At 71.8% G+C, this 11,913-nt stretch carries 12 protein-coding genes; 6 read left to right on the forward strand and 6 right to left on the reverse strand.

Annotated features, from left to right (window positions below; translation table 11 throughout):
* Positions 1-1,203, forward strand: coding sequence for an acyl-CoA dehydrogenase family protein (locus ACFCXS_RS23630; protein ID WP_376645321.1), 1,203 nt, complete (start codon positions 1-3; stop codon positions 1,201-1,203).
* Positions 1,204-1,317: 114 nt separating this feature from the next.
* Here the strand turns inward: ACFCXS_RS23630 and ACFCXS_RS23635 are convergent, their stop codons facing one another.
* Entirely contained in the window at positions 1,318-1,593 is a 276-nt protein-coding gene (locus ACFCXS_RS23635) for a hypothetical protein (RefSeq protein ID WP_376645322.1), read from the reverse strand.
* Positions 1,590-2,492 carry a phytanoyl-CoA dioxygenase family protein gene (locus ACFCXS_RS23640; RefSeq protein WP_376645323.1) on the reverse strand — a complete coding sequence of 301 codons (903 nt, stop codon included), beginning with the start codon at positions 2,490-2,492 and terminating at the stop codon, positions 1,590-1,592. Before ACFCXS_RS23640 ends, ACFCXS_RS23635 begins: the two co-directional genes overlap by 4 nt.
* A 70-nt stretch (positions 2,493-2,562) precedes the next feature.
* Here ACFCXS_RS23640 and ACFCXS_RS23645 point away from each other — a divergent pair, with 70 nt between their 5' ends.
* The 5 genes from ACFCXS_RS23645 (at position 2,563) to ACFCXS_RS23665 (ending at position 7,661) form a co-directional block, all read left to right on the forward strand.
* Complete coding sequence (locus ACFCXS_RS23645; RefSeq protein ID WP_376645324.1) at positions 2,563-3,348, forward strand: helix-turn-helix domain-containing protein; 786 nt, start codon at positions 2,563-2,565, stop codon at positions 3,346-3,348.
* A gap of 568 nt (positions 3,349-3,916) precedes the next feature.
* A complete protein-coding gene (locus tag ACFCXS_RS23650) occupies positions 3,917-5,137 on the forward strand; it encodes a cation:proton antiporter (protein ID WP_376645325.1) in 1,221 nt (406 codons plus the stop codon).
* 131 nt (positions 5,138-5,268) lie between these two features.
* A complete protein-coding gene (locus ACFCXS_RS23655; protein WP_376645326.1) occupies positions 5,269-5,712 on the forward strand; it encodes a hypothetical protein in 444 nt (147 codons plus the stop codon).
* 46 nt (positions 5,713-5,758) lie between these two features.
* Positions 5,759-6,907, forward strand: a complete 1,149-nt coding sequence (locus tag ACFCXS_RS23660) for an FAD-dependent oxidoreductase (RefSeq protein ID WP_376645327.1) — start codon at positions 5,759-5,761, stop codon at positions 6,905-6,907.
* A 199-nt stretch (positions 6,908-7,106) separates the two neighbouring features.
* Positions 7,107-7,661, forward strand: coding sequence for a CGNR zinc finger domain-containing protein (locus tag ACFCXS_RS23665; protein ID WP_376645328.1), 555 nt, complete (start codon positions 7,107-7,109; stop codon positions 7,659-7,661).
* A 57-nt stretch (positions 7,662-7,718) separates the two neighbouring features.
* Here ACFCXS_RS23665 and ACFCXS_RS23670 read toward each other — a convergent pair whose 3' ends face one another.
* The 4 genes from ACFCXS_RS23670 to ACFCXS_RS23685 form a co-directional block, all read right to left on the reverse strand.
* Complete coding sequence (locus ACFCXS_RS23670; RefSeq protein WP_104782852.1) at positions 7,719-8,006, reverse strand: DUF4190 domain-containing protein; 288 nt, start codon at positions 8,004-8,006, stop codon at positions 7,719-7,721.
* Positions 8,007-8,130: 124 nt separating this feature from the next.
* Positions 8,131-8,727: a TetR/AcrR family transcriptional regulator gene (locus tag ACFCXS_RS23675; RefSeq protein WP_376645329.1), complete on the reverse strand. Its 597-nt coding sequence runs from the start codon at positions 8,725-8,727 to the stop codon at positions 8,131-8,133.
* A 19-nt stretch (positions 8,728-8,746) separates the two neighbouring features.
* Positions 8,747-10,810 carry a discoidin domain-containing protein gene (locus ACFCXS_RS23680; protein WP_376645330.1) on the reverse strand — a complete coding sequence of 688 codons (2,064 nt, stop codon included), beginning with the start codon at positions 10,808-10,810 and terminating at the stop codon, positions 8,747-8,749.
* Between the two features lie 253 nt (positions 10,811-11,063).
* The gene (locus tag ACFCXS_RS23685; RefSeq protein WP_376645331.1) at positions 11,064-11,414 is read right to left on the reverse strand and encodes a helix-turn-helix domain-containing protein; all 351 of its coding nucleotides are present in this window, start codon (positions 11,412-11,414) and stop codon (positions 11,064-11,066) included.
* Positions 11,415-11,913: the final 499 nt, after the last annotated feature.

Raw genomic sequence — 11,913 nt, forward strand, 5'->3', positions numbered from 1 at the left:
ATGACCACCACGCACGAACCTCTCCAGGACCAGCTGGTCGCGGACTTCTACGACTACGAGTCCCTGCTGCCGGACGACGAGCGCAAGCTGCTCCTCAAGGCCCGCGCCCTGATGCGCGACGAGGTCAAGCCGCTGGTGAACGAGAACTGGGGCAGGGACCGGTTCCCGACCGAGCTCATCGGCCTGTTCCGCGACAGCGGCCTCGCCGGTCTCCCCTACGAGGGCTACGGCGAGCACCGTCCCGGCGTCAGCAACCTCCTCAGCGGCACGATGGCCATGGAGATGGCCCGCACCGACGCCTCGGTGTCCACCTTCTTCGGCGTCCACAACGGCCTGGCCATGTACTCCATCCACTCCGGCGGCGACCAGGAGCAGCGCGACCGCTGGCTCCCGGCGATGGCCGCGATGGACAAGATCGGCGCGTTCGCCATGACCGAGCCGCTCGGCGGCTCCGACGTCGCGGGCGGCATGCGCACCACCGCCAGGCGCGAGGGCGACTCCTGGGTCCTGAACGGCGCCAAGAAGTGGATCGGCAACGCCACCTTCGCCGACTACGTCGTGGTGTGGGCGCGCGACCTCGACGACAACCACGTCAAGGGCTTCGTCGTCGAGAAGGGAACGCCCGGCTTCGACCCCGTGAAGATCGAAGGCAAGATCGCCTTCCGCATCGTCGAGAACGCCGAGATCACCCTGACCGACGTCCGGGTGCCGGAGGCCAACCGCCTGCAGAACATCGGCTCCTTCCGCGACGTCGCCGAGATCCTGCGCGCGACCCGCGCGGGCGTGGCCTGGCAGGCGCTCGGTGTCATGATCGGCGCCTACGAACTGGCCCTGGACTACGCCCGGGAACGCACGCAGTTCGGCCGCCCGATCGGCGGTTTCCAGCTGGTGCAGGACCTGCTGGTCAAGAGCCTCGGCAACATCACCGCCTCCTGGGGCATGATGGTGCAGCTCGCCCGGCTGCAGGACGCGGGCATCTTCCGCGACGAACACTCCTCGCTGGCCAAGGCGTTCGTCACCTCCCGGATGCGCGAGGTCGTGGCCTGGAGCCGGGAGATCTTCGGCGGCAACGGCATCCTGCTGGAGCACGACATCGCCCGCTTCTTCGCCGACGCGGAGGCGATCTACTCCTTCGAGGGCACCCGCGAGATGAACACCCTGATCGTCGGCAAGTCGATCACGGGCCAGAGCGCCTTCGTCTGAGCACCCCGTACACGAGGACGAACCAACCCCGGGTCTCCACCCGGGGTTTCGTCATGACCGGCTCGGATATCGCGTGGCCCGAGCACGCGGAGTTGCGTACGGTCGGCGCCGGCCTTACCGGGACACGAGCTTCTCGAAGAAGAACTCGTGCTTGAGGAACGACGTCGCGTGCTCCGCCCCCGGATAGGGCGGCAGGAGCGGGGACGCCTGAAAGAGCCGCCAGCCGTCCTCCAGCGCGCCGACCCCCGTCTCGTACGGGGGTTCGTCGCTGTCGCCGGTCGTCGGGCGGGTCGAGCCCGTGCCGTCGTAGCGGGCCCAGCCGACGACCCGGGAGTCGAGGGCTGAGTTGTCGAGGTAGAGGACGAGGACCTGCTGCCGGGTGGTGCTCATGCGGTGCTCCTCTGTGCGGCGGGCGCGGCGGGCGCGGCGGGCGCCGCGAGTGCGGCGGTTGTGGGCGCGGCGGTTGCGGTGGGCGCGGCGGTCGCGCCGGGCCGGTTGGCGATGCGGGTGGCCCAGTGCTCGATGTCGAAGCCGGGGTCGGCGGACAGGGAGCGCCACAGCAGGACCCGGTTGTGGATCTCCAGCCGCCCGGTGGCCTGCTCGTACCAGGGGAAGAAGCGCCCCAGCTCCTCGCGCACGGCCGGGGAATCCAGGTCCCGCGTGTCCCACAGCCGCACCTGCGGCACCGTCGGGTTGAAGCGGATCTTGTACATGTGGCGGACGGTGTCGCTGTCGTTGCGCCGTCCGCCGTGCCAGATGCCGTGGTGCAGCAGCAGCACGGTTCCGGCCGGGCAGGTCAGCCGGGTCTGGCCGCGCAGGTTCTGGTAGCGGCCGGTGTCGGACTCGTTGATGCGGCGCAGGTGGCTGCCCGGGACGACGAGCGTGCCGCCCATGGCGGCGGTCACCTCCTGCGGGTAGTACATGAGTTGCACGTCGAACGCGTCGGGCCGCACGTCGATGAGGGCGTCGGCGTGCAACGCCTGGGCACTGCCCTCCCGGGGCATGCGGGTGTGGACGTAGTGGTGGTCGATCTCCGGATCCGGCCCGACCAGGCTCTCCAGCGCGCCTGCCACCGCCGGCAGTGAGAGGAGCCGGCGGGTGAAGGAACCCTCGGGAAACGCCGCCGGCACCGCAGTGCCGTACGGCACGTCGGGCAGCGTCCAGGAGGCGAAGAGCCCGAGCGCCTCCTCGTTCATCTCCCGGGGCACGACACCGTCGAGGCGCAGGAAACCGTGGGCCGTGAACCGCGCCGCCTCGACGGAGCTCAGCAGCTGTGTGGTGGTTGACATGACGCAACCGTAGAAGCGCGAGGTCCCGCCGTCGTGGGGCGTAATCGGCATCCACTGGTAATTTTCCACCATGCCGGCCTTCGTGGAACTGCCCCTCGACCTGCCGCCCGACGTCGCGCACGCGGGCGTGGGGGTGCACGGCTCGGCCGGCCCGCACGAGGTCTTCCGCCTCCCGCACCTGTGGCAGCTCCACCTCTACGGCTACTCCGGCACCCTGGAGTTCCACGACGCCCGGCATCCGATCCGTCCCGGCCACCTCAGCCTCGTACCGCCCGGCACGGAGGTGCACTTCCACTACGACGCCCCGCGCTGCGAGCACCTGTACGCCCACTTCCGGCTGCCGGGCGAGGGGGAGCGGCGCAGGCTCCCGGCGATGCAGGACGCCGGCGCGGAAGCGGCGGTGCTGAGCGCCCTGCTGCGCCGGACGATCGCGGCGAGCGCCCAGTCCCCGGCCCGGGCCTCCGCCGAGCTGTGGACGGTGCTGTGGCGCGCGACGGGTCTGGCCGAGGCCGCCGCAGCGCCCTTCGAGGCCCGGCACCCGGCCCTGCGGGCGGCCATGGCCCATATCGAGGAGCACCTCGCCGACCCGCTGAGCGTTCCCGGGATCGCCCGGGCCGCGGGGGTGTCGCACACGCACCTGACCCGGCTGTTCCGCGAGGACACCGGGCACACGGTGGTCGGTTACGTGCGGCGCCGCCGCATGGAGCGCGCCCGTCACCTGCTCGTCGCGTCGACGCTGGCGATCCCGGCCGTCGCGGCGACGGTCGGCATCCCCGACCTCCAGGCCTTCAACAAGACCTGCCGCAGGGAACTCGGCGCGTCACCCCGGGCCGTGCGGCGGGCGGCGGGGGCGTGAGGGGCAGCGGGAGCGCGAGGCGCAGCGGCCCGTCACCGGAAACGCCGGTCGTCACCGTCAGAACTGCTGCGCGATCAACGCGTATTGGCGTGCGCTAGGATTCTTTACCGAGCCATTACGCTCGGTTGAGCGTGGCCGCGCACAGTCGTTCGGCCGGCTCGGTACGACGACACAGTGGCCGCCCGGTCCCCGGGCCGGCGTGAGGGGGCGTGACATGGGACGAGTGGTGCCCGTCCGCGTCCACAACGCCGCCCGTGACGGCGTTCCTGATACCGGCCGCGCCGCATAGCGGTCTCCCTTCGCGTGACGCGTGACGTCCGCGCGTGCTGCATGCCACCGACGCCCGGTCTTCACGGCGTGACGTGGCACGGCACGCCTGCCCCCGGCCGATGACGGCCGGGCGGAGCGGACCGCCGACGCCGCACACCGCCTGGCCCGGACCCCGTCGCCCGGCACGCGAAGTCACACCCCCTCCCCCTCCCACCCCCCCGCCCACCGAGCCGTACCCCCGGGCGCTCACGCCCCTGGCACAGACGCCGCAGACCCGATCAACGGAGGTCAGACGCCCGTGCACGACACCACCGCCATGCTCATCGAACTCGGGGCGATCATCCTCGCCCTGGGGCTCCTGGGACGCCTCGCCGGACGCGTGGGCTTCTCGCCGATACCCCTGTACCTGCTGGCCGGGCTCGCCTTCGGCCAGGGCGGCATCCTGCCGCTGCGGGCCAGCGAGGAGTTCGTCGCCACCGGCGCCGAGATAGGCGTCATACTCCTGCTGCTCCTGCTGGGGCTGGAGTACAGCGCCTCCGAACTGGTCACCACGCTGAAGACCCAGTACCCGTCCGGGGCCGTCGACTTCGTCCTCAACGCCGTGCCCGGGGCCGTGATGGCGTTCCTGCTCGGCTGGGGGCCGGTGGCCGCCGTCGCCCTGGCCGGTGTCACCTGGATCTCCTCGTCCGGGGTCATCGCCAAGGTGCTGGGCGACCTGCGCCGGCTCGGCAACCGCGAGACGCCGGTCGTCCTCGGCGTGCTGGTCCTCGAAGACCTGGCCATGGCGGTCTATCTGCCGATCCTCACCGCGCTGCTGGCCGGGGTGGGCCTCGCGGGCGGCGCGGTCACACTGCTGATCTCGCTGGGCACGGTGGGCGCCGTCCTCTACGTGGCGCTGCGGCACGGCCGGCTGGTCAGCCGCGCGGTGTCCTCGGACAGCGCCGAGATGCTGCTGCTGGCCGTCCTCGGTCTGACGCTCCTCGTCGCCGGGCTCGCCCAGCAGTTGCACGTCTCCGCCGCCGTCGGCGCGTTCCTGGTCGGCATCGCCCTGTCCGGCGAGGTCGCCGAGGGCGCCAGCAGCCTCCTCACCCCGCTGCGGGACCTGTTCGCCGCGGTGTTCTTCGTCTTCTTCGGGCTGCACACCGACCCCGCCGCCATCCCGCCGGTGCTGCTGCCCGCGCTCGCCCTGGCCCTCGTCACCACGCTGACGAAGATCGCCACCGGCTGGTGGGCCGCCCGCCGTGCCGGGATCTCGCCCCGGGGCCGCTGGCGCGCGGGCGGAACGCTGGTCGCCCGCGGCGAGTTCTCCATCGTCATCGCCGGACTCGCCGTCGGCACCGAACCGCGCATCGGCCCCCTGGCCACCGCCTACGTGCTGATCCTGGTCGTCCTCGGCCCGCTCGCCGCCCGCTGGACCGAGCCCCTCGCCCGCCGCTTCACCCGCAGCCCCGCCCACCGGGCACCGACCGCCGACCCGGTCACCGAGACGCCCAAGGCGCCCGCGGCCGCACGCCCTTGAGCCGGGAGCGGCTGTCCGGATCGGATGTTCTCCCCGGCAGGGCTTGCTGGCACTCTGACGAGCACCCCCGGGAGCCGGCAGCGGCAACCAGGGGAGAATTCCGTCCAGGAGGACCGGAAGGAAGCGCCAGCATGATCGAGTGGATGCCCCTGGGCACCGGAGCCCGACCCGTACCCCAGCCCGTGGCCACACCCCTGGTCTGGGCCGGGGCCGGGGCCGGCGCGCTGGTGCTGGTGGCGCTCCTCAACACCGCGGTGGGGCCGGACCGGCCCGAACTGGCCCTGCCCGCCCTGTCCGTGCTGGCCGCCCTGCTGGGCCTGTGCGCACGCTTCACCGCCGCGCCCGGCACGGCGCTGCTGTGCTGGCTGTTCCTCAACGGCTTCGCCATACCGCCCGCGGGCGTCCTCACCTGGGCCGGTCACCGCGACACCACCTGGCTGGCCTGCCTGTTCACCGCCGCCCTCATCGGCACGGGCCTGGCCCGTCTCGTCCACGCCCGCGCCGCCTACCGCCGCCTGGTCCCCGGACGCGCCCGATCCGACCCCGCGGCGGGCGACGGACCGTACGATTCCTGACGCCTGACGGCCTCGATCCGGGCCGCCAACCGAAGGAGGTTCGGACGTGGGACGGTTACTCGTCATCGGCGGTGGAGCGGCCGGTACCGCGGCGGCGCTCGCCCTGCACAAGGCCGGGTTCGAGGTCACGGTGTTCGAGGCGCATCCCGACGCGGCCGAGGACATCGGGGCGTTCCTCACCCTGGCGAGCAACGGCATGCGCGCCCTCGCGCAGATCGACGCAGCGGCGGCGGTCACCGCGCTCGGTTTCCCGCTGACCGGGATGCGGATGCTCGACGCCTCGGGCACCGAGCGGGCGGCCAGGCCGCTCGGGGACGCGCAGGACCCGCTCCTGCGGTACCGGTGCCTGCGGCGCGGCGAGCTCAACGTCGCGCTCCAGGCCGAGGCGGCCCGCAGAGGCATCCCGGTCCGGCACGGCGCCCGCCTCGTCTCCGTCCACGAGGGCCCGGACTCCGTCACCGCGCACTTCGCCGACGGCGCCGCCGCGACCGGCGACCTGCTCATCGGCGCCGACGGCCTGAACTCCACCGTGCGACGCTCCATCGCCCCCGGCGCCCGCCCCGGCTACGCGGGGGAGCAGGTCTTCTACGGCCGCACCGCCGACGCGCCCCGCCCGGCGTCGGACGGCCTCATCACCTTCGTCCGCGGCAGAACCGTCGCCTTCGGCCACACGGCCTCGCCCGCGGGCGAGACGTTCTGGTTCGCCCGGGTCGCCGGCGACCCGCTCTCCCCGGAGGAGTTCGCCGACGGCACACCGGCCCGACGCCGCGACCTCCTCCTCACGTTGCTGCGCGAGGACGCCACCCCGGCCGCCGGCATCGTCGCGGCCACGGAAGGGGACCTGCTGGTCACCAACGCCACGGAGCTGCCCGCGGGTATGCGCTGGCGTTCCGCCCGCTGCCTGCTCATCGGCGACGCGGCCCACGCGGCCTCCCCGGCCACCGGCCAGGGGGCCTCGATGGCCCTGGAGGACGCCGTGGTCCTCGCCAAGTCCCTGCGCGACGCGCCGGACCGCGACACCGCCCTGACCACCTACGAGACCCTCCGCCGGCCCCGGGTGGAACACAACATCAGCGTCAGCGGCCACATCTCCCGTGGCACCCACACCCGCCCGGCCGCACCGGCGCCCCGCCCCGGCGACGACGACCTGATCCGGCAGCTGGAGTGGGGCCGGTCGCTGACCGACGCGCGCTGAGACGGGGGCATGACTGCTCTCCCGTTCGTCACCGTTTCGAACGGTGCACTGCCCGGCGGTTCTCAGCCCGAACGCCGAGGCGGCCGGCAATCGGCCACAACGTGCCGCAGGAGGCGCCCGCCCCCTTCGCGCGGGCCGTCACGGACGCCGACCGCCTCCGAGGCTTGCCGCCCGATGGGTCACTGGTCAGAATGGTGACGTGCATCTCGACCATGTCTTCGTCTGCGGGAACCCGGCACTCGACTTCGCCGCCACGCTCCGGGCGCGCCGTTCGGCGCGCTTCGAGATGTTCGTGACGCCGGACCGCCTGACCGCCTGGTACGTGGAGTCCGGGCTGGTCGACGCGGTCTCGCCCGGCCGGGAGGCCGACGTCGAGCGGGCGAGGGCCGTACGGGAGGCGGTCTACCGGCTCGTCACCGCCCGCCGGCTCGGGGAGGAGTACGACGGGGCGGCGCTGACCGTCCTGAACAACGCTGCCCGCACGCCGCCCGCCGTGCCCCAGCTCACCCCGTCGGGGCGCTGGACGCAGGCGACGCCGGACGAGGCGCTCTCCCTGGTGGCGCGGCACGCGGTCGAGCTCCTGAGCGGACCGGACGTGCCCCTGCTCAAGGAATGCGGGAACCCGGAGTGCACGCGGACGTACATCGACCGCTCGCGGGGCATGCGACGGCAGTGGTGCGGGATGGACTCCTGCGGCAACAAGATCAAGGCAGCGGCGTACCGCGCCCGCAAGAAGACCACCGCGGCCCACTGACCCGGCGGCCCGGGGCCGGCCGGCCCGCCGCACGCCCCGCGTCGGTGCGGACGGCCGTCAGCCGCCCACGTACCAGCTGAAGCCGCCGTTGCTGCTGGCCACGGCCAGGAGGATGAGCCACAGGACCACGTCGACGATGCCGAGGATGATGCCGGCCTTCGCCATGCCGGCACCGTTCCTGACCGACGCCTGCCGCCGGGCGACGGCACCGAAGACGATGGCCAGCGGGCCGAGGATGATGTTCAGGAAGAACAGGCCGATGATGCCGCAGCACAGGCTCGCGATCGCCAGGCCGTTGGTGCGCGAACCGGAGGACGCGGCAGAGGAACCGCCGTAACTCGCCATGGAAAACGCCCAGTTGTCGATGGCACGGACCGAACGGGCCGCACTCTCCTCACTTTTTCGACTTGTTTTGTTCGAATGCCCCTCTGTGGCGTTCCCATGACAACCAATTCGGAAGAGGCTCGCGTCAGTTCTCGTACACCAGCCCGGCGACGTGCGCGGTGACCGTGTCGAGGATGCCCGTCCAGGCCGAGTCGTCGCCCAGGACGAGGTAGTTGAGCGTCAGGCCGTCGGTCATGGCGGCCAGGTAGCGGGCCAGGACCGGCCCGGGCACCCGCAGGCGCAGCCCCATGGACTCCCGCACCTGGTCGATGAGTTCGGTGTACGCCTCGGCGTACAGCTCGTACTGACGGCGTGCCAGGTGTTCGAAACCGGGCTGGCGCAGGGCGTACTGCGTGAGCTCGTAGGTGAGCATGTGCTCGTCGGGATGGGCGCGGACGTGGTCCCAGTACGCCTGGAAACCCGCCCGGACCGTCTCCTCGAGGGTGGCCCTGGGCCGGATGGCCTCCTTCACCACCGTCACGTAGTGCCCGGTGATGGTGGTGATGACGGACTCGATCAGCTGCTGCTTGGAGTCGAAGCAGTAGTGGAAGACGCTCAGCGAGACGCCCGCCTCGGCGGCGATGGACCGGGTCGTCGTCCTGGGGACGCCGTCCCGGGCCATCGCCCTGATCGCCGCTTCGGTGAGCTGTCGCCGCCGCTCGGCGGACGGCAACCGTGCCATGGAGCCCCTCTCGTGGCCGTCAGCCGCTGTGGACGCCGACCTCGCGCAGGGAGTAGCCCCAGCCGGTGCCGCGCTCCAGGCCGTGGACGCGGACGTAGCGGGCCTGGGTGCCGTCGAACCGCGCGGTGTCAAGTCCTCCGTCACCGGCGGTGGTGGACCAGGCGGTCCGCCAGTTCGCGCCGTCGGTGGACAGCTCGATCCGGTACGACTTCGCGTACGCGCGCTCCCAGTCGAGGGTGACCCGCCCGACGGTCCGCGCCGAGCCGAGGTCGACCTGGTACCACTGGTCGTCGCTCCAGTCGCTGGCCCAGCGGGTGCCGCGGTCGCCGTCGACGGCCCGGTGCGGCTGGTGGCTCGTGAACAGGCTCCACTCCGAGGAACTTGCCGAAGTGGCGGCCCCGGCCGCGAGGTTGACCGCGGCCTTGTGGTTCTCGGAGGCCCCCCAGGTGCCGAGGTAGGACTCCGCGCCCCGGAACAGGTCGTCGACCGTGTCCTGGCCGCCGACCCGCCGGATGTCCTCGATCCAGTCCGGGACGAGGCCGTAGTGGGCGGCGCCGTCGGTGTTCAGGTCCCAGGTGCGCTCACCGGTGGTCTGCCGGTCGATGACCGAGCCGCCGTCGACGCTTCGGAACGGGTAGACGACCTTGTTCGGCGCGTCCGCCCCGCGCGGTCCCGGCCAGCCGCCGACGCCGTTCATGTCGGTGCCGTAGCCGTAGCCCACGCCGTACTTGTCGCGCAGGGGCTTTGTGCGCTTCGCCTCGGCGACGAAGTCCTCGGAGCCGTGCATGTACTGGGCGATGAAGCCGCCCAGGCCGTAGACCCGCTCGGTCCAGTCCATGTCCATCCAGCTGTGCGAGGAGAGCACGCCGGGGTAGGACTCCGACTCGAGGATGTCGAGCACCCGGCCGGTGGCCTTGACGCTCATGTGGTCGATCTCCAGCATCATGCCGCGCTTCATCATGCCGCGCACGGCGTATTCGCCGAGGTCGGTGAGCCCGCGCACGTTGCACTGCGCGTCGGCGCTGTACGAGGGGACCTCCTCGCCCGCCGGGAGCTTCTTCTCGGCCGCGGGCGCCGCCGCGTTGCCGATGGGGTTGTCGGCTTGCGGGCCGGTGCACTTCTCCGTCTTCCAGTACGTGCCGGTCGACAGGAACTGTCCTACGTTGATGGCCGTACCGAGCGCGCCCGAGTCGAACCGCACCCCGCACAGGGCGTTGTCGAACTTGTGGCACAGGAACATGCTGCGCACGCCGAGCGCGTAAAGCTCGTCGAGCCCCTTGTCGATGTCCGCCCTGCTGCACTGCGCGATGTCCAGGACCTGCTTGCAGCCGAAGGGTTCGGAGGTCTCGACCCCCATGACCACCGCCAGCTTGCCCTGCTCGACGACCTTGCGGGCCTGCGCGCTGTCGGTGACGACCCGGAACCAGCCCTTGCCGGGCCCGCCGTACATCCGGTCGACGAAGGCCTGCATGTCGTAGGTGAGTCTGGCCTGCAGCCGGATGGACGTCATCTCGTCGCAGGGGCGGTCCTTGAAGAAGTACACCGAGCAGATCACGCCGTTGGTGACCAGGTCGTTGACCAGCACCCGCTGGCCGCCGCGCCAGGCCCGCTCGACCCAGGCGTAGTAGTTCTGCTGGTGGGTCAGCGAGTCGTGCCGCGGCCAGTCCTTGAAGGTGGGCCAGCCGTTCGGGTCGTGCTTGCCGTCGCCGCCGTTGGTGATGAAGTCGAAGATCGCGAGCGAGCCGTCGGGGTAGTGCTCGGGGCAGTCCTTGAGCGCGTCGGCCACGCCCTGCTCGGAGAAGGCCTTTCCGCAGATCAGGCGGCCGCCGAAGGCCTCGTTGGCGAGGATGTGGTCGTGCGCGTCGACGAACCCGCGCACCTCGCCCTCGGCGGTCGTGCCGGTGAAGGGCTCACCCGTGACGTTGATCCGGGAGTCCGGCGCGGGTCGCGCGGTGGGCTCCCACCAGTCGTCGCCGGCCGCCGCGCTCGGGGTGGGGCCGAGCGCGATCGACAGCACGAGCAGGAGGAGCGACACCACGGTGACGTTCGTGCGTCGGTGGTACGGGCGTCCGGAACCGGTCACAGCCCACGTCCCTCGGTCGGCGGAGCAGCGAGGCCCTCTTGTCATGACCTCGCAAAGCGTGCGACGAGAATCGCCACTCCCGCGTGACGAGTCAAGGGTCCGGGACGGTTGACCTGATGGGGAGGGCTGCTCCAGCCGGGGGCGGGAGCCCGTGCCGGACCGGGCCCCGCACCGGGCGGCGCAACGACAAACCCCAGGTCGTCGACCTGGGGTGCAAGGAACGGGAGAGGGTCCCGCCGGGGGCTACGGGTGATCAGCTCGGGCCGGCTTCGGAAGCGCCGGACGCCTTCTGCGCCGCGCGGCGGTACTCGGCGTTGATGCGCTGGGCCTCCTCGAGCTGGTCCTCGAGGATGACGATGCGGCAGGCGGCCTCGATCGGCGTGCCCCGGTCGACGAGTTCACGGGCGCGTGCGGCGATCCGGAGCTGATAGCGGGAGTACCGCCGGTGCCCGCCCTCCGACCGCAGTGGCGTGATCAGACGGGCCTCACCGATGGCCCGCAGGAAGCCGGGGGTGGTGCCGAGCATCTCTGCGGCCCGGCCCATGGTGTAGGCCGGGTAGTCGTCGTCGTCCAGACGATCGCTGAGCGGGGTATCTGCTGGCATGTCACCTCGTAGTACAACGCGTCGAGGGGCCCTGGTGCCGTACGGCACCAGGGCCCCGAAGGAAATTCAACACCATCTGTCGGCCCTCATGCGGTGCCGACCTTCTGTTTCCGCTACCCGGCCCGACTGCGGGAGGGGTGCGGGGATCGCGGCTGCGTGACCGGGGACCACCATCCAATCCGGGGTCTTGCGGTACCCGGACCGAGAGCTTCCCGGCCGGGCGATCCTGATGGCGTCTGCTCCTCCGTCCTTCCTCGGTTCTGTCTGACCATGTCTACGAGAAGAAGGTTAACCACGATGAGGGGCAATGTCTACCCTGACAAAGACAGATTTTGGAGTTCGGTGGGTGCAGGCATGCTGTGGCGTCCGATTGCGCGGCGACATGGCAGTGGGGGCCCGCCCCCCCCCCGCGGGGGGGGGCCCCCCCGGGGGCGGGGGGGGGGGGGCCCCCGGGGGGGCAACACAACGCGGGGGGGCACCACCCGAAAAGGTGCGGGTT

Origin of the sequence: Streptomyces sp. NPDC056373 (assembly GCF_042262425.1) — a bacterium.
Taxonomy (GTDB): Bacteria; Actinomycetota; Actinomycetes; order Streptomycetales; family Streptomycetaceae; genus Streptomyces.